We start from the raw sequence: 23,709 nt of genomic DNA, 5'->3' as shown, positions 1-23,709 counted from the left end.
AAAAATTAAATTCAACGGAGGAAAAACAAATGGGAATGATTGGCTATTTTGCAGAAATTGACTCAGAGAAAATTAACCAACTGCTTGAGTCTACTGAAAAACCTTTGATGGATAATATACATGACACGCTTTCAGGTTTACGCCGACTGGATATTGATAAACGCTGGGATTTTTTACACTTTGGGCTGACAGGCACCTCTGCATTTGACCCCGCGAAGAATGACCCGCTAAGTCGCGCAGTGCTTGGTGAACACAGCCTCGAAGATGGTATAGATGGTTTCCTGGGATTGACCTGGAATCAGGAGTTAGCCGCGACAATCGACCGACTGGAAGCTCTGGATCGAAGTGAGCTGCGTAAAACGTTTTCCATTCAGCGACTCAATGAAATGGAGATTTATCCGGGAGTGACCTTTTCAGAAGAGTTAGAGGGGCAACTCTTTGCTTCGATCATGCTTGATATGGAAAAGCTGATTAGCGCGTATCGACGTATGCTGCGACAAGGGAATCATGCGCTGACGGTTATTGTTGGGTGATGGTGTCAAAGGCACCATAAAAAAACCGCCGAACATGTCGGCGGCTTTCTGACTTACAAACTAACAGATTACATCAGCGGCATTGCTAACCGCACAATACTAATCAGCGGTTGTGGCCATACACCCAGCACCAGTACCAACAGTGCAGAGATCAGCACCACGATACCGCCTGCGCTGTACTGCCAGTTTGACGGTGCATCGCGACCCGGTTGTTCCGGTGCGTGCAGGTACAGGCTCACCGCCACGCGCAGGTAGTAGTAAAGGCCGATTGCCGAACCGACAACCACGGCACCCACCAGCCACCACAAGTGTGCCTGGACACCGACCGCCAGCACGTAGAACTTACCAATAAAGCCCAGCGTCATCGGGATACCGGCCAGAGACAGCATCATCACCGTCATCACCGCCGCGAGGATCGGACGATGCCAGAACAGTCCGCGGTAAGAGAACAGGGAATCAGCATCCGGGCCACGATACGGGCTGGACATCAGGCTGACCACGCCGAACGCGCCGAGGCTGCTGAACAGATAACCGGCCAGGTAAACCCCTACCGCTTCCATCGACATCTCGCCGGTTTGCAGTGCAATCAGCGCCACCAGCAGATAGCCGAGGTGAGAGATAGATGAGTAACCGAGCAGACGTTTGATGTTGGTCTGGCTCAGCGCCATCAGGTTACCGAAGATGATGGAGGCAAAGGCGATTATCGCCAGCACCACGCGAATCGCTTCGCTGTCACCCACCGGCGCGTAGAGGAACAGACGCATCACCACACCGAAGATAGCGATTTTGCTCGCCGTCGCCAGGAAAGTGGAAACCGGCGCAGGCGCGCCCTGGTATACGTCTGGCGTCCACAGGTGGAACGGCACCAGAGAGAGTTTGAAGCCGAGGCCAACAATCATCAGGCCGAAACCTGCCAGCAACAGCGGCTCGTTGAGCATACCGTCGCCGAGGTTTTTACCCAGCGCGACAAACGACAGGTCGCCAGACTGTGCATACACCAGCGCCATACCGAACAGCAGGAAAGAAGACGCTGCGGCAGAAAGGATGGTGTATTTGATACTGGCTTCCAGCGAACGTTTCTGGCGGAAAGCGTAACCGACCAGGCCAAACAGCGGCAAAGAGATCAGTTCGATACCGAGGAACAGAGACGCCAGATGGTTAGCATTCGCCAGCAGGATCCCGCCCAGGGCGGCAATTAACACCAACAGGTAGAACTCGTCCTTGTTGTCGTTATAGCCTTCAAGCCACGGGTAGGCGAAAGTACAGGTGGCGAGACTCGCCAACAATACCAGCCCGGTGTAAAGCATGGCGAAACCATCAACGCGCATCAGCGGCGTAACGTCCATAGCGCCCGCCTGGCCGACAAACCAGAGCGAAACCAGCGCCGCGTTAAGCCCAATAACCGAGAGCGTAGCGTTGAGGAAATGATTGCGTCGCCACGCAATGGAGAGCATCACAACCACCACCGTCAAGCCGACGATCAGCAACGGTAGCAGTGCGATCAGGTTTTGTGGAGTTATTGTCATGGCGATTTACGGCCTTGTAGTAGTAACGGAATTAACAAACCACTGCTGGATATTGCCAATCGCGGAGTGCGAGGTATCCAGAATCGGCTGCGGATAGAAGCCCAGCAGTACCAGCAGCACCACCAGCAACAGGATCATAAACAGCTCACGCAGCGACATCCCTGGCAGTTCCTGGCTGGCAATCTCGCTTTTCGCTTTACCGAAGTAAGCGCGATGCAACATCGCCAGCGAATAAACAGATGCAAAGACCAGCCCAAAGGTAGAGATAACGGTAATCACCGGGACAACCTGGAAGCTGCCGAACAGAATCATAAATTCGCCGACGAAGTTACCGGTGCCAGGCATCCCAAGCGTTGCCACCGCAAAGAACAGCGACAGTGCTGGCAGCCATTTCATTTTGCTCCACAGACCGCCCATCATGCGCATGTCGCGGGTATGGATACGTTCATAGAGCTGACCGCAGAGAATAAACAGACCCGCCGCCGACAAGCCGTGCGCAATCATCTGGATTACCGCGCCCTGGTAGGCCAACTGGCTGCCGGTGTAGATGGCAATCAGCACGAAGCCCATGTGGGAAACCGAGGTGTAGGCGATCAGACGTTTGATATCGGTCTGGGCGAAGGCCATCCACGCACCGTAGAAGATGCCGATAACACCCAGCCACATAGCGATTGGCGCAAACTCTGCTGACGCGTTCGGGAACAGCGGCAGGGAGAAACGCAGCAGACCGTAAGCGGCGGTTTTCAGCAAGATCCCTGCGAGGTCCACGGAACCAGCGGTCGGTGCCTGAGAGTGCGCATCCGGCAGCCAGCCATGCAGCGGAACCACCGGCATTTTCACCGCGAAGGCGATAAAGAAGCCCAGCATCAGCAGATATTCCACACCACTGGACATCGGCGTATTCAGCAGCTCTTCATAGTTGAAGGTCCAGACGCCAGTCGCATTGTAGTGAACAAAAACCAGCGACCAGGATGGCGATCAACATCACCAGACCACTCGCCTGGGTGTAAATGAAGAACTTGGTTGCCGCCGTGATACGCGTTTTACCGTCAGAAGCTTTATGCCCCCACAGTGCGATCAGGAAGTACATCGGCACCAACATCATTTCCCAGAAGAAGAAGAACAGGAACATGTCGATGGCAAGGAACACGCCGATAACGCCGCCCAGGATCCACATCAGGTTGAGGTGGAAGAAGCCCTGATATTTTTCGATCTCGTTCCACGAACAGAGTACGGCCAGCACGCCAAGCAAACCGGTCAGCACGACCATCAGCAGCGACAGACCGTCAATGGCGAGATGGATAGAGATACCAAAACGCGGGATCCACGGCATGTCGAATTCAGACTGCCACTGCGGAATTCCGGCGGATTGCGTCAGTGAATAACCGCCCTGCAACCACAGTTGCAGCGACAGCGCCAGCGTCAATCCCATGGTGATCAGCGCGATCCAGCGCGGCACCTTGACGCCAAAGCGTTCGGTCTGCCAGCACAGGAAGCCGCCAATAAAGGGAATTAATATTAGCCAGGGTAGTAACATGGCGATCTTTATTCCTTGTAAAAGTCCCGTCAGGACCGGATTTTCAACGAATTCTCACGACAGAAAATTCTCTTCGGATTGTGGTTGTAGTGTCGGATGCGCCGCGAAGACGGCTTATCCGACCTACGTTCTTAAATCCCCAGGGGCAAGCCCACAATCCTTAACTCAACGCAGTACCATCAACAGTGCCAGCACCACGACCGCACCGATGCTCATGGATGCCACATACCAGCGCAGATAACCGTTCTCGCTTAACAGCAGGCCTTTACCTGCAAAGCGGGAAAGAACCGCCGGAATGTTCATCATTGAGTTCAGCGGATCGCGTTTCAGCAACCAGGCAATACCCAGGAACGGCTTGACGAACACTTTGTCGTACAGCCAGTCAAAGCCCCAGGCGTTGTACCACCAGGTACTCAGCAGGCGGCCCGGCGCACTGTTGGCGATGGAGGTCACCAGAGTACGTTTACCCAGCCACAGCCAGGCTGCCAGCAGAATGCCGACCACCGCGACCACGCCAGAGGTAATTTCCAGGGTCAACATGCTGCCGTGCGCCAGCTCCGTCGTTTGCGGAAGCACGCCCTGCAGCGGCGGTACAATCAGTGCGCCAACGAAGGTGGAAAGGATCAGCAGCACAATCAGCGGCAGGCTGTGAGTTACCCCTTTCACGGCGTGAGCGTGAATTTGTTCTTTTCCGTGGAAGACGATGAAAATCATACGGAAGGTGTAGAGCGAGGTCATAAACGCACCGACCAGACCTGCCACCATCAGATTGATATGACCATTCGCCATCGCACCCGCGAGGATCTCATCCTTACTGAAGAAGCCCGCAGTGACCAGCGGCAGTGCCGACAGTGCTGCGCCGCCCACCAGGAAGCAGAGATAAACCAGCGGAATAGATTTACGCAGACCGCCCATCTTGAAGATGTTCTGTTCGTGATGGCAGGCCAGAATGACGGAACCGGATGCCAGGAACAGCAGCGCTTTAAAGAACGCGTGAGTCATCAAGTGGAAAATCGCCGCATCCCATGCCTGCACGCCAAGCGCGAGGAACATGTAGCCAATCTGGCTCATGGTAGAGTAAGCGAGAACACGTTTGATGTCGGTCTGTACCAGCGCGGCAAAACCGGCCAGCAGCAGCGTAACCGCCCCGACAATACCCACCAGATGCAGAACTTCCGGCGTCATCAGGAACAGGCCGTGGGTACGGGCGATCAGGTAGACACCCGCGGTTACCATCGTTGCGGCGTGGATCAGCGCGGAGACAGGCGTCGGGCCCGCCATCGCGTCGGCAAGCCATGTCTGCAACGGCAACTGCGCAGATTTACCGACCGCACCGCCCAGCAGCATCAGCGTCGCCCACATCAGCATGTTATTGCCGTCAGCAAAGTGCGCAGGCGCCAGTTCCACCATTTCGCGGAAGTTCAGTGTACCCAGCTCGTTGTAGAGAATGAACAGCGCGAAAGCGAGGAACACGTCACCCACACGGGTCACGACGAACGCTTTCATTGCCGCTGCGCCATTCTTCGGATCGGTGTAATAGAAACCGATCAGCAGATAGGAGCACAGGCCCACGCCTTCCCAGCCGAGGTACATCAACAGCAGGTTATCAGCGAGAACCAGAACTACCATGCTGGCGATGAACAGGTTGGTGTAAGCGAAGAAGCGAGAGTAGCCCTCTTCACCACGCATATACCAGGAGGCGTACATGTGGATCAGGAAACCCACACCAGTGACCACCGAGAGCATGGTCAGCGACAGGCCGTCCAGCACCAGGTTAAAACCGATGTTAAAGTCGCCTACCGACATCCACGTCCACAGCGGCTGGCTGTATGCCTGTTCGCCGTTAGCGAAGAAGTCGACGCCAATAAAGGCAGTTACCAGCGCCGCCAGGCCCACAGAGCCAACGCCGACGATCGCCGAGACGTTTTCAGACCAGCGCCCACGGGAGAACGCCAGCAGGACGAAGCCAATAAATGGCAAAATAATGGTTAAGGCAAGCATGTTCATCCGCGCATCTCACTTACTGAATCGATGTTCAGGTTCTGGCGACGACGGTGAAGCTGCAGCAGCAGCGCAAGGCCGATACTCGCTTCTGCTGCCGCGAGGCTGATGGCGAGAATGTACATCACCTGACCGTCGGTCTGGCCCCAGTAGCTTCCGGCGACCACAAAGGCCAGCGCGGAGGCGTTAATCATGATTTCCAGACCAATCAGCATAAACAGCAGATTGCGACGGATAACCAGACCGGTTAAGCCAAGAACGAATAAGATTGCCGCGAGGATCAGTCCATGTTGTAAGGGGATCATGCGTGCTCCTCCGTTTTTCTTTTCGCGCTGTCGTCTTTACGATTGCTCAGCACTTCACCCGCACGCTCTTCACGACCGACGTGGAAGGCCACAACCAGACCCGCGAGCAGCAGCATAGAAGCCAGTTCCACCGCCAGTACGTAAGGCCCGAACAGCGTAATACCCACTGCTTTAGCACTGATTGGCGTACCGTCGATACCCTGATCGTTAACACCGAGAATGGCGTAAACAATCACCACCAGCATGATGGCCGACAAAATTGCCGGACCAATCCACACCTGCGGTTTCAGCCACTGGCGTTCCTGTTCGATTTCCGAACCGCCCAGGTTGAGCATCATCACCACGAACACGAACAGCACCATAATGGCACCCGCGTAGACGATAATTTCCAGCGCACCGGCGAAGTAAGCGCCCAGTGAGAAGAACACCCCGGAAATCGCCAGCAGCGAAATAATCAGGTACAGCAGTGCGTGTACCGGATTGGTATGGGTGATCACTCGCAAGGTCGCAAGTATGGCTATCAGGCCACAGATATAAAAAGCGAACTCCATTGCCCCTCTCCTTACGGTAACAGGCTCTTGACGTCGATAGGCTTGGCTTCGTTCTCTGCTTCGCCCTTATCTTTGCCGTCGATTGCCATACCTGCCATCCGGTAGAAGTTATATTCCGGGTATTTGCCCGGACCGGAGATCAGCAGATCCTCTTTCTCGTAAACCAGATCCTGGCGCTTGTATTCCCCCATTTCGAAATCCGGGGTTAACTGAATCGCCGTGGTCGGACAGGCTTCTTCGCACAGACCACAGAAAATGCAGCGTGAGAAGTTGATGCGGAAAAATTCCGGATACCAGCGACCGTCTTTGGTTTCTGCTTTTTGCAGCGAGATACAGCCGACCGGGCAGGCTACCGCGCAGAGGTTACAGGCTACGCAACGCTCTTCGCCGTCCGGGTCGCGGGTCAGAACGATACGACCACGATAACGGGGCGGCAGATAGACCGGCTCTTCCGGGTACATTCGCGTTTCGCGTTTGGCGAACGCGTGCAGGCCGATCATCCAGATACTACGAACCTGGGTGCCGAAACCTACTAACAATTCTTTTAAGGTCATGGTCTTATTGCCCCTTATTGCGCCTGCCAGAGAATGACAGCCGCCGTTACCAGCAAGTTGATCAGCGTCAGCGGCAGGCAGATTTTCCAGCCGAAGGACATTACCTGGTCATAACGCGGACGCGGTAACGACGCACGAATCAAAATGAACATCATCATAAAGAACGCGGTTTTCAGCGCGAACCAGATGAATGGCGGTAACAACGGGCCTTGCCAGCCACCGAAGAACAGCGTCACCATCAGTGCAGAGATGGTCACAATCCCGATGTACTCACCCACGAAGAACAGACCGAACTTCATGCCGGAATATTCAATGTGGTAACCATCCGCCAGTTCCTGCTCGGCTTCCGGCTGGTCAAACGGGTGACGGTGACACACCGCCACGCCCGCGATGGCAAAGGTAATAAAACCAAAAAATTGCGGGATGACGTTCCACACATGCGCCTGGCTATTGACGATGTCGGTCATATTGAATGAACCGGCCTGCGCCACCACGCCCATCAGGGAAAGCCCGAGGAACACTTCGTAGCTCAGGGTCTGCGCAGAAGCACGCATCGCACCGAGCAGCGAGTATTTGTTGTTACTTGACCAGCCCGCAAACAGCACCGCGTACACCGCCAGACCGGCCATCATCAGGAAGAACAAAATCCCGATGTTCAGGTCGGCAACCACCCAACCCGGACTGACTGGCACAATTGCAAAGGCCAGCAGCAGCGAGGTAAAGGCAATCATCGGTGCCAGGGTAAAGATGACGCGATCCGAGAATTTCGGGATCCAGTCTTCTTTAAAGAACATTTTGATCATGTCCGCGACCAGCTGGAGCGAACCGCCCCAGCCAACACGGTTAGGTCCGTAACGGTTCTGGAACAGACCCAGCAGGCGACGTTCGCCAAAGCTCATGAATGCCCCACAGGTGACAACCACCAGCAGGATCACCACCGCTTTGAGGATGGTCAGCAGGATCTCAATCAGTTCCGGTGATATCCAACTCATTGTTGTGCCTCCTTGAGATCCTCAAGATGCGCGCCGGCCAGCACCGGAGCAATGCCGGACATACCCATCGGCAAGCCCACCTGCCCTGCCGTCAGCCCTTCGGCGATTTCAACCGGCAGCGTGACCGTGTTGCCATCGTAACTAAAGGAGACGCGTGTCCCCGCATTCACGCCCAACTTCGCGGCATCCGCTGGGTTGAGTTTGATGTACGGCTGCGGCATACGGCTCTGGAAGACCGGAGCACGCTGTGACAATTCATCGCTGCCAAACAGGTGGTAGTACGGCGCGATACGCCATTTCCCGTCCTGCGGCTGGAAGCGTGCCGGTACACCGGTGAAGTAATCCAGACCATTTTCGCTGGTTTCAAACAGACGCACGCCCGGATCGCCAAAGCGCAGTTTGCCGCCCACTTCGTCCTGGAATTTGTTCCACGCCTGCGGGGAGTTCCAGCCTGGCGCCCAGGCAAACGGCACTTGCGAACGGTGCGCGGTCGGCTGGTTGTTACCTTCCATCGAGAAGGTGAACATGGTGTCAATGTCCTGCGGCTGACGCGGCTCATGAACGCTGATGTTGGCGCGCATGGCAGTACGACCGCTGTAACGGTGCGGCTCACGGGCCAGTTTCTGCCCACGAATACGGAATGTCGCATCCGGCGCAGCATCTTTGATACCCGCCAGTTCCGGGATTTTCGCCACAACGGCGTCAATCACGTGGTCGAGCTGCGTCCAGTCCACTTCTCGGCTCAGCAGGGTGCTGTGCAACGAGTGCAGCCAGCGCCAGCTTTCCAGCATGACAGTTTTGCTGTCGTAATAGGACGGGTCGTAAACCTGGAAGAAACGTTGGGCGCGGCCTTCATTATTAATTACCGTACCGTCGCTTTCAGCAAAGCTGGCGGCGGAAAGCACCAGATGGGCGTTTTCCATGATCGCTGTGCGTTGATGGTCAACCACCATCACCAGCGGCGCTTTAGCCAGCGCAGCATTCACGCGGGTAGCGGAAGCGTGACGATGCAGATCGTTTTCCAGCACAACCACTGCGTCGGCGCGTCCGGTTTCCAGTTCGGTTAACGCTTCTTCAAGCGATCCACCGCCCATAATGCCCAGCCCCATGCTGTTGACGGAACGGGCAATCATGGTGATACCGACGTCAGCGCCGCGACCTTTCAGGGCTTTCGCCACGTTAGCCGCAGCCTGAATCACTTCAGCGCTACCGGCGTTCGTCCCGGAGATAATCAACGGTTTCTTCGCACCAGCCAGTGCCTGCACGATGACGTCGATTTTGCTTTGCAGCTGAGGTTCGATACCGTCAACCGCTGGCGCGGAGTTGTCCAGCGCATGGGCGATGGCAAAACCTAAACGCGCCTGATCTTCAACCGGTGCGCGGTAAGTCCACGCAGCGATATCATCCAGACGGGTGTCATCAACGTTGGTAACAAACAGCGGATGCTTCGCACGCTGACCGATGTTGAGGATTGCCGCAATCTGCCAGTCAGCCACTTTCTGTGCTGCCGCCATTTCGCGCGCTTTACCTTTCACCGCCTGGCGCACTGCCAGCGCGACGCGCGCGCCGGTCTGGGTAACGTCTTCGCCCAGTACCAGTACCGCATCGTAAGATCGATTTCGCGCAGTGCCGGAGTATAAATGCCGCCTTCACGCAGCACTTTCAGCGCCAGTTGCAGACGCTCCTGCTCACCGTGAGCGATACCGGTATAGAAGTTTTCTTCGCCCACCAGCTCACGCAGCGCAAAGTTGCTTTCCACGCTGGCACGGGGAGAACCAATGCCGATCACTTTCTTCGACTGACGCAGAATATCTGCTGCGCCCTGCATTGCCTGTTCAGCGTTGAGGGTAATGAAATCATCGCCACGACGCTGTACTGGCTGACGCGGACGATCTTTCAGGTTGACGTAGCCGTAACCGAAACGACCACGGTCGCAGAGGAAATAGTGGTTTACCGTACCGTTGTAACGGTTTTCAATACGACGCAGTTCGCCGTAACGCTCGCCGGGGCTGATGTTACAGCCGATGGAACATTGCTGGCAGATGCTCGGCGCAAACTGCATATCCCATTTACGGTTGTAACGCTCGGAATGCGTTTTGTCGGTGAATACGCCGGTCGGGCAAATTTCGACCAGGTTACCGGAAAATTCGCTTTCCAGCGTGCCGTCTTCCGGGCGACCGAAGTAGACGTTGTCGTGCGCACCGTAAACGCCCAGATCTGTACCGTCAGCGTAATCTTTGTAGTAACGCACGCAGCGGTAGCAGGCGATGCAGCGGTTCATTTCGTGAGAGATGAACGGCCCCAAATCCTGATTGCGGTGGGTACGTTTGGTGAAACGGTAGCGACGGAAGGTATGCCCGGTCATCACGGTCATATCCTGAAGGTGGCAGTTACCGCCTTCTTCACATACCGGACAGTCGTGCGGGTGGTTAGTCATTAACCACTCGACCACACTTTCACGGAACTGTTTCGCTTCTTCGTCGTCAATGGAAATAAAGGTGCCATCGGAAGCCGGTGTCATACAGGACATCACCAGGCGACCACGCGTGTCTTCCGCGTTTTGGTATTGCTTCACCGCACACTGGCGGCAAGCACCGACGCTTCCCAGCGCCGGATGCCAGCAAAAGTAAGGAATATCAAGGCCCAGAGACAGACAAGCTTCCAGCAGGTTGTCCGCTCCGTTGACCTCGTATTCTTTGCCGTCTACATGAATTGTAGCCATTAGCATGCTTCCAGTTTTCTCGGTCAGGGACCGAGCGTTAATCGAAATTCGGTTACCAGCGCTCTTTCAGCAGGTTCGGCTGAATCCCATTAATCAAATGGGTATTGCTGAATGGCTGTTTGATTCCCGCCTCAAATTCTTCGCGGAAATATTTGATGGCGCTCTGTAACGGCTCCACTGCACCAGGTGCGTGGGCACAGAAAGTTTTACCCGGGCCTAAGAATCGACACAGTTGCTCAAGTGTTTCGATATCGCCCGGCTGACCTTCGCCACGCTCCAGCGCACGCAGAATTTTCACGCTCCACGGCAGACCGTCGCGGCACGGCGTACACCAGCCGCAGGACTCTCGGGCGAAAAACTCTTCCAGGTTACGCACCAGCGACACCATGTTGATCTCATGGTCAACCGCCATCGCCAGTGCTGTACCCAGACGGCTGCCCGCTTTACCGATACTCTCGAATTCCATCGGCAGGTCAAGGTGCGCTTCGGTCAGGAAGTCAGTCCCCGCGCCGCCAGGCTGCCAGGCTTTGAATTTCAGACCGTCACGCATACCACCGGCGTAATCTTCGAGGATCTCGCGCGCGGTAGTACCAAACGGCAGTTCCCACAGGCCCGGATTTTTCACCCGACCGGAGAAGCCCATCAGCTTGGTGCCAGCATCTTTACTTTTCGAGATGTTCTGATACCACTCCACGCCGTTAGCGAGGATCGCCGGAACGTTACACAGGGTTTCGACGTTGTTGACACAGGTCGGTTTGCCCCATGCACCGGAGGTTGCCGGGAAGGGTGGCTTCGAGCGCGGGTTAGCGCGACGTCCTTCCAGGGAGTTGATTAACGCTGTTTCTTCCCCGCAGATGTAGCGCCCTGCCCCGGTATGGACGAACAGTTCGAAGTCAAAACCTGTTCCCATAATATTTTTGCCAAGCAGACCTGCTTCGGTGGCTTCAGCAATGGCACGGCGCAGATTCACTGCCGCTTCAATATATTCGCCACGCAGGAAGATGTAGCACGGTAAGCTTTCAGCGCAAACGCGGAGATGAGCATACCTTCCACCAGCAGGTGCGGCAGTTGCTCCATCAGCAGGCGGTCTTTATAGGTGCCCGGCTCCATTTCATCGGCGTTACACAGCAGGTAACGGATGTTCATGGATTCGTCTTTCGGCATCAGGCTCCATTTCAGGCCAGTCGAGAAGCCCGCGCCGCCGCGCCCTTTCAGACCAGCGTCTTTGACCTGATTAACGATTTCGTCCGGAGAAAGCCCAGTCAGCGCCTTACGCGCGCCTTCGTAACCGTTTTTGCTGCGGTATTCATCCAGCCACACTGGCTGTTTGTCATCGCGCAGACGCCAGGTCAGCGGATGCGTTTCGGGAGTACGGATAATGTTTTTCATTTATACCGCTCCAGCAGTTCAGGGATCGCTTCCGGGGTCAGATGCGCGTGAGTGTCCTCATCGATCATCATGTTTGGCCCTTTATCACAGTTCCCCAGGCAGCAAGTTGGCAGCAGCGTAAAGCGGCCATCAAATGTCGTTTGCCCTGGTTTGATGTTCAGCTTTTTCTCGAGCTCCGCCTGAATACCCTGGTAACCGTTGATATGACAGACCACGCTGTCGCAATAACGGATCACATGGCGGCCTACTGGCTGACGGAAGATCTGGCTGTAGAACGTTGCCACACCTTCGACGTCGCTCGCCGGAATACCCAGCACATCGGCGATCGCGTGGATCGCGCCATCCGGCACCCAGCCACGCTGCTTCTGAACGATTTTCAGCGCTTCAATGGACGCCGCACGCGGGTCTTCGTAGTGGTGCATCTCGTGCTCAATCGCTTCACGCTCTGCCGCACTCAGCTCAAAAGCCTCGGTTTGTGGTTGTTGATTCTCGTGCATAATTAGCGGTCCACATCTGACATAACAAAATCGATACTGCCCAGATAAACAATCAGGTCAGACACCAGGCTGCCGCGGATCGCCGCCGGAATTTGCTGCAAATGCGCATAACTCGGCGTGCGGATACGAGTGCGATAACTCATGGTGCTACCGTCGCTGGTCAGGTAGTAACTGTTGATCCCTTTGGTCGCCTCAATCATCTGGAAAGATTCATTGGCAGGCATCACCGGCCCCCACGACACTTGCAGGAAGTGGGTGATCAGGGTTTCGATATGTTGCAGCGTGCGCTCTTTCGGCGGCGGCGTAGTCAGCGGGTGATCCGCTTTGAACGGGCCTTCCGGCATGTTGTTGAGGCACTGCTCAAGAATGCGCAGACTCTGGCGCAGCTCTTCCACTTTCAGCATTACGCGGGTGTAGCAGTCAGAAACACCACCACCAACCGGGATTTCAAAGTCGAAGTTTTCATAGCCAGAATAAGGACGCGCCTTACGCACGTCGAAGTCGATCCCGGTAGCACGCAGGCCCGCGCCAGTGGTGCCCCACTCCAGCGCCTCTTTCGCGCCATAGGCGGCAACGCCCTGGGAACGACCTTTCAGAATGGTATTTTGCAGCGCCGCTTTCTCGTAAGACGCCAGACGTTTCGGCATCCAGTCGAGGAACTCCCGCAGCAGGCGATCCCAGCCGCGCGGCAGGTCGTGCGCTACGCCGCCAATACGGAACCACGCCGGGTGCATACGGAAACCCGTGATTGCTTCCACCAGATCGTAAATTTTCTGACGATCGGTAAAGGCAAAGAACACGGGCGTCATTGCGCCGACGTCCTGAATAAAGGTCGAGATATACAGCAGGTGACTGTTGATGCGGAACAGTTCGGAGAGCATTACGCGAATGACGTTAACGCGATCCGGCACGGTGATCCCGGCCAGTTTCTCTACCGCCAGCACGTAAGGCATTTCGTTAACGCAGCCGCCGAGGTATTCGATACGGTCGGTATACGGAATGTAGCTGTGCCAGGACTGGCGCTCGCCCATTTTCTCTGCACCACGGTGGTGGTAGCCGATGTCTGGTACGCAGTCGACAATCTCTTCGCCGTCGAGTTGTAAAACGATACGGAAAGCCCCGTGCGCCGACGGGTGGTTCGGGCCGAGGTTGAGGAACATGAAGTCCTCGTTTTCGGTGCCGCGCTTCATCCCCCACTCTTCCGGTTTGAAGGTCAGGGCTTCCATCTCCAGATCCTGTTTGGCTTTGGTCAGCTCAAACGGCGAGAATTCGGTAGCGCGCGCCGGGTAATCTTTACGCAGCGGGTGACCTTTCCAGGTTTGCGGCATCATGATGCGGCGCAGGTTCGGGTGACCGTCGAAAGTAATGCCAAACAGATCCCAGGTTTCACGCTCATACCAGTTAGCGTTCGGGAACAGTTTGGTGAAGGTCGGTACGTGCAGGTCGTTTTCTGCCAGCGCCACCTTCAGCATGATGTCGCGGTTACGATCGATAGAAATCAGATGGTAGAAAACGGAAAAATCCGCGGCAGGTAACCCTTCGCGGTGTGTGCGCAGACGTTCGTCCATGCCGTGTAAGTCAAACAGCATGACGTAAGGTTTCGGCAGTTTCTTTAAGAAATCGCCCACTTCCAGTAATTGTTCACGCTTGATCCACACAACGGGAACCCCGGTGCGAGTCGCCTGAACAGTAAAGGCATCCGGCCCAAAACGGTTGCGCAGTTCGCCAATCACCGGATCATCAAGATGATCGCGGGTCTGCCAGGCGGGTTCTTGCGCGGTTAAGTCGGTCATATTGTTCACCATTGCAAATGGTCCGTGGTGACTGTCGGCGCAGTAAGCTTCGCGAAATAGATTTAGGAATAAGCGAAGAAAAATCCCTTTGCCGACAGGCGCAAATTAAATCTCGTCAGGTGTACGCAGGTTGGTTACGGCAATGCGTTCACCGCGCTTGCGTTCGCGCTCTGATTGCATATTGGCGCGATAAACGCCCTGATCGCCAACCACCCAGGAGAGCGGACGACGTTCTTTGCCGATAGATTCCTGCAACAGCATCAGTGCCTGCATGTACGCTTCAGGACGCGGCGGGCAGCCCGGGATATACACATCAACCGGGATGAATTTATCGACGCCCTGCACAACGGAATAAATATCGTACATGCCGCCGGAGTTGGCACAGGCACCCATTGAGATAACCCATTTTGGTTCCAGCATCTGGTCATACAGACGCTGAATAACCGGTGCCATTTTGGTAAAGCAGGTTCCTGCAACCACCATCAGGTCAGCCTGACGCGGCGAAGCACGCAATACTTCTGCGCCAAAACGCGCCACGTCATGCACCGCGGTAAACGAAGTCACCATCTCAACGTAACAGCAGGAAAGACCGAAGTTATACGGCCAAATTGAGTTTTTACGACCCCAGTTAACCATGTCATTGAGCTTGCCCATAAACACGTTTTTGTTAACTTCTTGCTCCAGAGGGTCGGTTACGATCTCCTGCTTTTGCAGGGGGTAACGGTCGTTCTCACCGTTGGGATCTATGCGGGTGAGCGTATAATCCATCTTAATGCCTCGCGGTTAGCGTTGACGATTAGCGATACTGTTCGTTTCCGGGTTCATACGCTCGCGGCGTGAACGCGCGGGCGTCCAGTCCAGCGCGCCAATACGCACCAGATAAACCAGACCTGCCAGTAACACAAAAATAAAAATTGCAGCTTCCACAAAGCCTACCCAGCCGCTTTCGCGGATAGAGGTTGACCATGCGAACAGATACAGCGCTTCAACGTCGAAGATAACGAAGAACATGGCCACCAGATAAAACTTGGCGGACAGGCGTAAGCGGGCGGAGCGACCGAGTCGATACCGGATTCAAACGGCACGTTTTTTCGACCTCGCGCGTGCGCGACCGCCTAAAAACCAACCGCCTACCAGCATCAGGCAACACAGGCCAATGGCAACGATAAGAAAGATAGCGAATGCCCAGTGATGAGCGATGACTTCAGTGGATGTTGACATACTCATTGCTTACTCATCAAAAGTAGCGCCAGATTCACTGCTCTTCACGGCAGATGGACGCCACATCGATTCATGGGGAGGAATAAAAAAAACCTTACAACTACTGTAGTAACAACTTTATACAGTGAATTGATGTGGTCTTTTACCCCTTTCTATAACCTTTTGTCAACTTTAACAAAAGTTTCTTCACATTAATTTACATAATACCAACAACCCTTGCATTTAATGCTCTTCATCCCAGATCATTGACGACTCCAGGAAAATTAGATGTTGTTGAATCGTGTCCGTTGTGAAGCAATGGAAAAAATACGGGCCTATTTTGACAGGAATTTGTGTCGATTCCTCCCCCTAAAAGAGAGTATTTTCTTGATCTGTGACACGCTTTTGTTAATCCATAACAAAAATACAGCAACAAATTCACGTATTTTTTAACATCATTGTAGCAGGAGATTTTTATCCGGCGATTTTTTGTTCGCGTGTATAGAGAATGGCGGGCGGTTGAAAAATGAACATTTTTGTTCAATATCAGGAAAAGTCGTTATCATTTATTGTAAAAAAAAGCCACTGACGTTCAAAAAAACATCAGTGGCTTGTTTTTACAAATGTGGTTATCTGGTACCAGACAATTATTCGTAATCGCCTTCAATTAACAGAGAATCATCCCCTTCATGGGCTCCTGTCGCGCTGAACTGCCATGGATTCTGATAACTCTCCATTGCCTGGTATATCACCTGGGCCAGTTCATTACCGCTGGACGGATCATAGCAGAGCAAATATTCGGTATCTGGCAGTGGTGGTAAACCGTCCACAGCACTCAAGACGCGCAGGTCCGGACTCATCATCTCAACCGGCCTGGCCGTTACACCCAATCCCGCTTTCACGGCAGCACGAACCGCCGGCAACGTGGAGGCGACATAAGCCAGACGCCATGGAATATCTGCTTTATTGAGTGTTGCCAGAACCATATCGCGGAACGGACTAGGATCATCCAGCAACACCAGAGGGATCGGCTCGCCTTTTTGCAATACATATTCCGCAGCGCAATACCAGTGCGTTGGAGAAGTTCTCAGGTTCAACGCCTTAAAGGTACCAGGACGATTTGTGGTAACCATTAAATCCACTTCCTGGGACTTCAGCATATCTGCCATATAGGCATTACGCTTAACGCGGACATCCAGCGCAAGTTTCGGATAAACCGAACTCACGCGATTAAGCAGGAAAGGTAAGATCGTATCAGCAGATTCATCTGAAGCGCCGATTGTTAACACGCCCTGAAGATTACTGAACATCAATGATGAGCAAGCTTCATCATTAAAACGCAGGATCTTCCTGGCATAGCCAAGAAGCTGAATGCCATGTTCAGTTAACAGTTTGTTACGACCATGCCGAGCGAACAGTTCTTTCCCAACGAGTTGTTCAAGACGTTGCATTTGCTGACTAACAGCGGACTGAGTACGACACACGGCGGCAGCTGCGGCAGCAAAAGTGTTCAGATCGGCAACAGCAACAAATGTTCTCAGCAGATCGAGGTCGAGGTTAATTATCGGACGATTTGCACTTATCATATATTATCACTTACTGGCGGCTCATACTGAGCTGGTTAATGCTGTGCACACACAAACAAGCAATTCCATTTGTAATGTGCCTCCCTGGCAGTTTCATCCGGAAGTCTGGATGAAAGTTAAAATGCATATGAGTTGCACTAATAAGAACGACTCACATTGTTCCGTTATAATGCCTGAAGTAGTTCACAGAATATATCTTCAGGAATCGCATATCTATTAAGTTACTCACTCTTTTCTATTTATGACATGCGAGTGTTTGTGTAAATGTAAATGTTGTTCCTTGTTCCACTACTAGCAAAGCGGCGCCAACCCAGCGTGAACACGCATAAGCGGCGATGATTTGTCTGCATCAAAAGTGGGGGTTCCGTCATTTAAGCGAGCATTTTACCCTAAAACCCATTTATTTATAAGGGCCATTGCGAATTATCTGATGCAAAGTTATGTTATGTTAGGCAAAGTAATCTTCTATTATTAATAAGCACAACAAAACCTTTTTGAATATTAAATAATAATTAATTAGCACACCCTGCATTCATTAATTCCGCTTAACAATAGTTTCGCACGTCATCACCTATACGACACTTCGGCGATCACTACTCTGTTAATGTTTCACTTATAATGAAAATATCATGAATATGTTATGTTCGCGATTTCTTAAATCAAAGGAAATTCGCACATTTATCTACCAGACAAAAAACTATGCATTAGATTAATACTTAGAATAAATCACTACAAAACACAAATCATTAAGCATATGCATCTCAATATTTAACGATTATTAAGTTATTAACAGCACATTCCCTCCTTTTACTCTCGCAAAATCTTGTTCTGCAGAACTTCAAAACACCGCCTCGGGGGAGTACATTGTTCTAAGCTGACTTCCACGGCAGGAAGTGGCGATAACAGCAAAAAAGGTCAAGATTCATGTCACCCATTGAAAAATCCAGCAAGTTAGAGAATGTCTGTTATGACATCCGTGGTCCGGTGCTGAAAGAAGCAAAACGCCTGGAAGAAGAAGGTAACAAGGTATTGAAACTGAACATCGGCAACCCTGCCCCGTTCGGTTTTGACGCTCCTGATGAGATCCTGGTTGACGTGATACGCAACCTCCCGACCGCTCAGGGCTATTGTGATTCAAAAGGCCTCTACTCTGCGCGTAAGGCCATCATGCAGCACTATCAGGCGCGAGGCATGCGTGATGTTACCGTGGAAGACATTTACATCGGCAATGGTGTATCGGAGCTTATCGTTCAGGCAATGCAGGCCTTGCTGAACAGCGGGGATGAAATGTTGGTTCCTGCACCTGATTACCCACTATGGACCGCGGCGGTTTCGCTCTCCAGCGGTAAAGCAGTGCACTACCTTTGTGACGAGTCCTCTGACTGGTTCCCGGACCTTGATGATATTCGCGCTAAAATTACGCCTCGTACGCGCGGTATCGTTATTATCAACCCGAACAACCCTACCGGCGCGGTTTATTCCAAAGAGCTTTTAATGGAAATTGTGGAGATTGCGCGTCAGCATAATCTCATTATCTTCGCCGATGAAATTTACGACAAAATTCTCTACGACGACGCCGAGCATCACTCGATTGCGGCGATGGCGCCTGACCTGCTGACCATTACCTTTAACGGTCTGTCGAAAACGTATCGTGTGGCAGGCTTCCGTCAGGGCTGGATGGTGCTGAACGGGCCGAAAAAACACGCCAAAGGCTACATTGAAGGTCTGGAGATGCTGGCCTCAATGCGACTTTGCGCCAACGTTCCCGCACAACACGCGATTCAGACCGCATTGGGCGGCTATCAGAGTATCAGCGAATTTATCTTACCAGGCGGGCGTCTTTACGAGCAGCGTAATCGCGCATGGGAATTGATTAACGACATTCCGGGCGTTTCCTGCGTGAAGCCACGCGGCGCGCTGTACATGTTCCCAAAAATCGACGCCAAACGTTTTTAATATTCACGACGACCAGAAGATGGTGCTGGACTTCCTGTTACAGGAAAAAGTTCTGCTGGTTCAAGGGACGGCTTTTAACTGGCCGTGGCCGGATCACTTCCGCATAGTTACGCTGCCGCGCGTTGATGATATCGAACTGTCATTAAGTAAATTCGCTCGTTTCCTTTCTGGCTATCATCAGCTGTAATCTTAAATTCACTGCCGGAGATTGCATCCGGCAGTGTTATCCCCCCACAATGATCTCATGAAGTCATCACACGCAAGGTCGTTATGAAGCAGAGCCATTTTTTTGCCCATCTCTCCCGTCTGAAACTCATTAACCGCTGGCCGTTAATGCGCAATGTACGGACAGAAAATGTGTCTGAGCACAGTTTGCAGGTGGCGATGGTCGCCCATGCGCTGGCAGCCATTAAAAACCGTAAGTTTGGCGGAAATGTCAACGCTGAACGCATCGCTCTGCTGGCGATGTACCACGATGCCTCTGAAGTGCTCACAGGCGATCTCCCTACCCCAGTGAAATATTTCAACTCGCAAATCGCTCAGGAATACAAAGCCATTGAAAAAATTGCCCAACAAAAGCTGGTCGATATGGTTCCGGATGAGTTGCGGGATATTTTCGCGCCATTAATCGATGAAAATGCGTATAGCGATGAAGAAAAGTCGCTGGTGAAACAGGCTGATGCACTTTGTGCCTATCTGAAATGTCTGGAAGAGCTCGCAGCCGGAAATAATGAATTTTTGCTGGCAAAAACGCGGCTGGAAGCGACGCTTGAAACGCGCCGCAGCCAGGAGATGGACTACTTCATTGAAGTCTTTGTTCCCAGCTTCCATCTTTCGCTCGATGAGATTAGCCAGGATTCGCCACTGTAAGCAGACAGATACCAGCCGACGCAGCCTGATAAGACGCGCCAGCGTCGCATCAGGCTCTCGTTAAAACGGAAACAGCATCGGAATCATCACCACGCAAACCGCCATCACAATAGCGGTGAACGGTACTCCCAGCTTCACAAAATCACTAAAGCTGTAATTTCCCGGCCCTAAAACCAACGTGTTAACCGGTGAGGAAACTGGTGTCATAAAGGCGGCGGATGCTGCCATCGCCACCACCATAGCAAATGGATACGGCGAGACACCCATTGTTTTAGCCGCGGCCAGCGCAATCGGCGCCATCAACACAGCCGTTGCCGTATTCGAAATAAACAAACCAATCACCGCCGACAAGACAAACAAACAGCCAAGCATCATATGTGGCCCGTAACCGCCGCCGATGTCCATTAACCCTTTCACCGCCAGCGCGACACCGCCTGTTTTCTGTAGCGCCACCGCGAACGGCATCATCCCAACGATCAAAATAATGCTCGGCCAGTGAATAGATTTATAGGCGCTTTCAGCATCGATACAGCGGAATTTCCCCATCAGCAAGCAGGCAATGATAGCCGCGATGGGATTAGGGATTTCATCAGTCAGCATTAACGCCACCATCAACACCAGACAGAAAATGGCATGGGGTGCCTGACTGTGCGCAGGCGATGCTTCACTCACCTCTTCCGGTAAGTTCAGCGCCACGAAGTCGCGGCCCTGTTTTGCCAGCATACCGATAAGCTTCCAGTTACCGACGACCAGAATGATATCGCCCAGCAGCAGAGGCTCATCCGCCAGCGAACCTTCCAGCGCCACGCCGTTGCGTTTCAGGCCCACCACATTTAGTCCGTAGCGCGTACGAAAGCCAATTTCGCGCACCGATTTACCAATCAACTCAGACTCAGGAATTAATGAAATCTCCGCCATGCCAACATCAAGGGCTTGATCGGAAAAATACTCGCCGCGCAGCACCATCGGTTCCAGCAATTGTTCACTACAAAATTGTCGGAGATCGACATCAGCCGCAGACATATCAATAAGCAAAACGTCACGCGCCCGGAATTCAGAAACCCCGTTCACGTTCACAATAACGCGACGAAAAACGCCGCCAGCGTTCAACACCGATGACGTTAGCGCCATAACGTTCACGTAATTTGAGATCGTCCAGTCGCTGGCCAATCATCGGCGAACCGGGACGAATGGCCAGGCGACGCGCGCGCCCGGTAAGTCGGTATTCACGGATAAGATCGCGGAAGGTACGACGCGTCCAGCCTTCGCGCTGCGGGGTCTGGGTATCCCCTTTCAGCATGAAACGCATCACTAACATATACAAGATGCCCAGCACCAGTACGACCAGGCCGATGGGGGTTACGCTAAAGAAACTAAAACCATGATAGCCTTCACGCAGCAATTCACTGTTAATCACCAGGTTAGGTGGCGTTGCCACCAGCGTCATCATGCCGCTGATCAGCCCGGCAAAACTCAACGGCATCATCAGGCGCGACGGCGACGTTTGCATGCGCATAGCGACGCTTAACACCACAGGGATAAAGATAGCGACGACGCCCGTTGAACTCATAAACGCGCCAAGGCCCGCAACGGTCAACATCAACAAAACCAACATTTTGATTTCACTGTTGCCTGCCACTTTAACCAGCCATGTCCCCATTACAGTGGCGACGCCCGTGCGGACTAAACCATCGCCAATAATAAACAAGGCGGCGATCAGTACCACGTTAGGATCGGAAAAACCGGAAAACACTTCAGGGACGGTCAGCGTACCGCTTAATGCAAACGCAACAATGACAAACAAAGCGACCGCATCCATACGCACTCTGCCAGTCGCAAACAAGACGATGGCAACCGCCAGTAATGAAAGAACCCAGATCAATTCACCGTTCACAACGTATCCTTGTTAATTGAGGGGGATGGCCTGATTCTGCCACAAAAAAGCCCCGTCGGGACGGGGCTAAATCATGATCTGGCGTTTCACGCAATAATAACGTCACCATTTGGCTGTTTGATCACAGTAATTTGTTCCAGACTATGGAGGACCAAATCTACCTCATTCAGACGCGGGGTAACAGCCGGTGAGTTAACCGCAATGACATGACATCCCGCGGCCAGGCCTGAAAGCACGCCAGCGGGAGCATCCTCCACCACCACACATTCCTGCGGTGCAAGGCCCAACAGTTGTGCACCTAACAGATATGCATCCGGCTCTGGTTTTCCACGTTTAACCCGCTCTGCGGTAACAAACACTTCCGGCGCGGGAAGTCCGGCGACTTTGTGACGTGCTCGCGCAACAGGCATGGAACCAGAAGTGACAATGGCCCACGGAATCCCCGCTTTATTCAAATGATTGAGTAAAGCTATCGCCCCTGGGAGTGCGGTAATACCTTCGGTTTCCGTGGCCTCGATTTGTTCCAGACGGGTAAACTCGGCGGCAATTTCCGTCTCCGATTTGCCCATCATGAAATGGCGCAGAGACGTAATCGCCTGTTTACCATGAATAAACGCCAGCACATCTTCCGGTGCTAGCCCATGACGTCTGGCCCAGTTGCTCCACGCTCGCTCTACCGCGGGCAGAGAATCCACCAGCGTTCCATCCAGATCAAACAGAAAACCTTTACACCGCACGCGGGCCTCCTCAGGCGTTGATGATTTGGTTAATTTCGTTAGCGCTCAGGTGATACTGACGCGGGCAGGCATGCCAGACATTCAACATGCGCAGATATTTCTCCCACATTGGCGTCTGGGCATTAAAGCCGTGAGTTCCGGCATCAAAATGGGTGTAACGCCCTTCAACGTTAACCATAAAGCGGACATATCCGAGATAACGCGCTTCGGTGGCGGCGTCAAAGCCGAGGAAGGTGACACGACGTTCATCGATGGATTGCTGGTCCTGTAAATTAGACCAGGAAACATGCAGCGCGTGATACATCTCCATAATGTCGATGATAGTGCGGCAGGTTTCTTCTTTCAGCTCGCCAAACTCGCGATCCAGTTCGCGCATTTGTAAACCATAACCACGCTCAATGATTGTTTGCAGGCGACGGTAACGTTCAGCATTTGCCGGATCGAGCATAGTCATCATTTTGTACTGGTTAGACAAAATAAGACGTTGCGCGTTGGTCATTTCCATTGTTGACTCCTGTATCACTCTACTACGGTGAAAAAAAAAGAAGGCCGATGTCTGCCTTCTTTTATATGCGTAATCAGGGGTCAATTACAAATCATCAAGGAAAGTTTTATCCAGTTGTTTGAAGGCGCGCTTAAGCGTGTCAGCTAATGCCTGGTAATCAGGCTTGCCTTCAACAGGTGCCAGCACCTGTCCAGACTCCTGCAATTTACCGCGAACTTCATAAAACCAGTTGAGGATTGCAGGTGGTAATGGCGTTACAGAACGCTTGCCCAGCCACCACAGTCCCTGCATGGGTAAGCTTAGGGCGAACAACGCAGTGGCGACTGCCGGACCAAGCTGACCGCCCAGCGCAATCTGCCAGCAGAGAGTAAACACGGCGATCGGCGGCATAAAGCGGATCGCATAACGCGTCATCTTAATGACGCGATTCTCAACAAAGACCGGGGCAAGGCGTTTTTCCAGCGGCCACGTCTTTGAGTAATGCTGTCCCCGGCGAAACAAGCTAAAAAAATTAACAGAACGATTATCCGGCGTTGACATGCTTCACCTCAACTTCACATA

15 protein-coding genes and 6 pseudogenes are annotated in these 23,709 nt (G+C 53.0%); 3 read left to right on the top strand and 18 right to left on the bottom strand.

Annotation, left to right across the window (positions count from 1 at the left end):
- The first annotated feature begins 29 nt into the window (after positions 1-29).
- The gene (locus CRI63_RS16310) at positions 30-533 is read left to right on the top strand and encodes a YfbM family protein (RefSeq protein WP_135520107.1); all 504 of its coding nucleotides are present in this window, start codon (positions 30-32) and stop codon (positions 531-533) included.
- A gap of 68 nt (positions 534-601) precedes the next feature.
- Here CRI63_RS16310 and nuoN read toward each other — a convergent pair whose 3' ends face one another.
- The 14 genes and pseudogenes from nuoN to lrhA all read right to left on the bottom strand — a co-directional run bounded on the left by nuoN (position 602) and on the right by lrhA (position 17,186).
- Positions 602-2,059, bottom strand: coding sequence for an NADH-quinone oxidoreductase subunit NuoN (gene nuoN, locus CRI63_RS16305; RefSeq protein WP_000156701.1), 1,458 nt, complete (start codon positions 2,057-2,059; stop codon positions 602-604).
- Positions 2,060-2,065: 6 nt separating this feature from the next.
- A pseudogene (nuoM, locus tag CRI63_RS16300) lies at positions 2,066-3,596 on the bottom strand (NADH-quinone oxidoreductase subunit M).
- A 165-nt stretch (positions 3,597-3,761) separates the two neighbouring features.
- Positions 3,762-5,603, bottom strand: a complete 1,842-nt coding sequence (gene nuoL, locus CRI63_RS16295) for an NADH-quinone oxidoreductase subunit L (RefSeq protein ID WP_130257463.1) — start codon at positions 5,601-5,603, stop codon at positions 3,762-3,764.
- The gene (gene nuoK, locus CRI63_RS16290) at positions 5,600-5,902 is read right to left on the bottom strand and encodes an NADH-quinone oxidoreductase subunit NuoK (protein ID WP_000612644.1); all 303 of its coding nucleotides are present in this window, start codon (positions 5,900-5,902) and stop codon (positions 5,600-5,602) included. The genes nuoL and nuoK overlap by 4 nt, the downstream gene beginning before the upstream one ends.
- On the bottom strand, positions 5,899-6,453 hold the full coding sequence (nuoJ, locus tag CRI63_RS16285) for an NADH-quinone oxidoreductase subunit J (RefSeq protein ID WP_000393511.1): 555 nt from the start codon (positions 6,451-6,453) through the stop codon (positions 5,899-5,901). The genes nuoK and nuoJ overlap by 4 nt, the downstream gene beginning before the upstream one ends.
- A gap of 11 nt (positions 6,454-6,464) precedes the next feature.
- Entirely contained in the window at positions 6,465-7,007 is a 543-nt protein-coding gene (gene nuoI, locus CRI63_RS16280; RefSeq protein WP_000172749.1) for an NADH-quinone oxidoreductase subunit NuoI, read from the bottom strand.
- A gap of 14 nt (positions 7,008-7,021) precedes the next feature.
- Complete coding sequence (nuoH, locus tag CRI63_RS16275) at positions 7,022-7,999, bottom strand: NADH-quinone oxidoreductase subunit NuoH (protein ID WP_000118507.1); 978 nt, start codon at positions 7,997-7,999, stop codon at positions 7,022-7,024.
- Positions 7,996-10,721: pseudogene (gene nuoG / locus CRI63_RS16270) on the bottom strand (NADH-quinone oxidoreductase subunit NuoG). Before nuoG ends, nuoH begins: the two are co-directional and overlap by 4 nt.
- A gap of 52 nt (positions 10,722-10,773) precedes the next feature.
- Positions 10,774-12,110: pseudogene (gene nuoF, locus CRI63_RS16265) on the bottom strand (NADH-quinone oxidoreductase subunit NuoF).
- On the bottom strand, positions 12,107-12,607 hold the full coding sequence (nuoE, locus tag CRI63_RS16260) for an NADH-quinone oxidoreductase subunit NuoE (protein WP_000545046.1): 501 nt from the start codon (positions 12,605-12,607) through the stop codon (positions 12,107-12,109). The pseudogene nuoF and the gene nuoE overlap by 4 nt, the downstream one beginning before the upstream one ends.
- A 2-nt stretch (positions 12,608-12,609) precedes the next feature.
- Positions 12,610-14,412 carry an NADH-quinone oxidoreductase subunit C/D gene (gene nuoC / locus CRI63_RS16255; RefSeq protein ID WP_000247878.1) on the bottom strand — a complete coding sequence of 601 codons (1,803 nt, stop codon included), beginning with the start codon at positions 14,410-14,412 and terminating at the stop codon, positions 12,610-12,612.
- Positions 14,413-14,505: 93 nt separating this feature from the next.
- The gene (gene nuoB / locus CRI63_RS16250) at positions 14,506-15,168 is read right to left on the bottom strand and encodes an NADH-quinone oxidoreductase subunit NuoB (RefSeq protein WP_000386733.1); all 663 of its coding nucleotides are present in this window, start codon (positions 15,166-15,168) and stop codon (positions 14,506-14,508) included.
- Positions 15,169-15,183: 15 nt separating this feature from the next.
- Positions 15,184-15,627 (bottom strand): annotated as a pseudogene (gene nuoA, locus CRI63_RS16245) (NADH-quinone oxidoreductase subunit NuoA).
- A 620-nt stretch (positions 15,628-16,247) separates the two neighbouring features.
- Positions 16,248-17,186: a transcriptional regulator LrhA gene (gene lrhA, locus CRI63_RS16240; protein WP_130257461.1), complete on the bottom strand. Its 939-nt coding sequence runs from the start codon at positions 17,184-17,186 to the stop codon at positions 16,248-16,250.
- Between the two features lie 924 nt (positions 17,187-18,110).
- Between lrhA and alaA the strand changes: the two are divergent.
- Positions 18,111-19,329 (top strand): annotated as a pseudogene (gene alaA / locus CRI63_RS16235) (alanine transaminase AlaA).
- Between the two features lie 83 nt (positions 19,330-19,412).
- Positions 19,413-20,012 carry a 5'-deoxynucleotidase gene (gene yfbR, locus CRI63_RS16230; protein ID WP_135489025.1) on the top strand — a complete coding sequence of 200 codons (600 nt, stop codon included), beginning with the start codon at positions 19,413-19,415 and terminating at the stop codon, positions 20,010-20,012.
- A 60-nt stretch (positions 20,013-20,072) separates the two neighbouring features.
- On the opposite strand, the pseudogene CRI63_RS16225 reads toward yfbR, so the two are convergent.
- The 4 genes and pseudogenes from CRI63_RS16225 to yfbV form a co-directional block, all read right to left on the bottom strand.
- Positions 20,073-21,906 (bottom strand): annotated as a pseudogene (locus tag CRI63_RS16225) (SLC13 family permease).
- An 86-nt stretch (positions 21,907-21,992) separates the two neighbouring features.
- Complete coding sequence (gene hxpA / locus CRI63_RS16220) at positions 21,993-22,643, bottom strand: hexitol phosphatase HxpA (RefSeq protein WP_135520105.1); 651 nt, start codon at positions 22,641-22,643, stop codon at positions 21,993-21,995.
- Positions 22,644-22,653: 10 nt separating this feature from the next.
- On the bottom strand, positions 22,654-23,148 hold the full coding sequence (locus tag CRI63_RS16215) for a YfbU family protein (protein ID WP_064526599.1): 495 nt from the start codon (positions 23,146-23,148) through the stop codon (positions 22,654-22,656).
- 84 nt (positions 23,149-23,232) lie between these two features.
- Positions 23,233-23,688, bottom strand: coding sequence for a terminus macrodomain insulation protein YfbV (yfbV, locus tag CRI63_RS16210; protein WP_000106627.1), 456 nt, complete (start codon positions 23,686-23,688; stop codon positions 23,233-23,235).
- Positions 23,689-23,709: the final 21 nt, after the last annotated feature.

The organism is Escherichia sp. E2661 (assembly GCF_004745185.1).
GTDB lineage: Bacteria > Pseudomonadota > Gammaproteobacteria > Enterobacterales > Enterobacteriaceae > Escherichia.
Note: the sequence above shows the minus strand (reverse complement) of the source record. Positions and strands in the feature narration are given on the sequence as shown.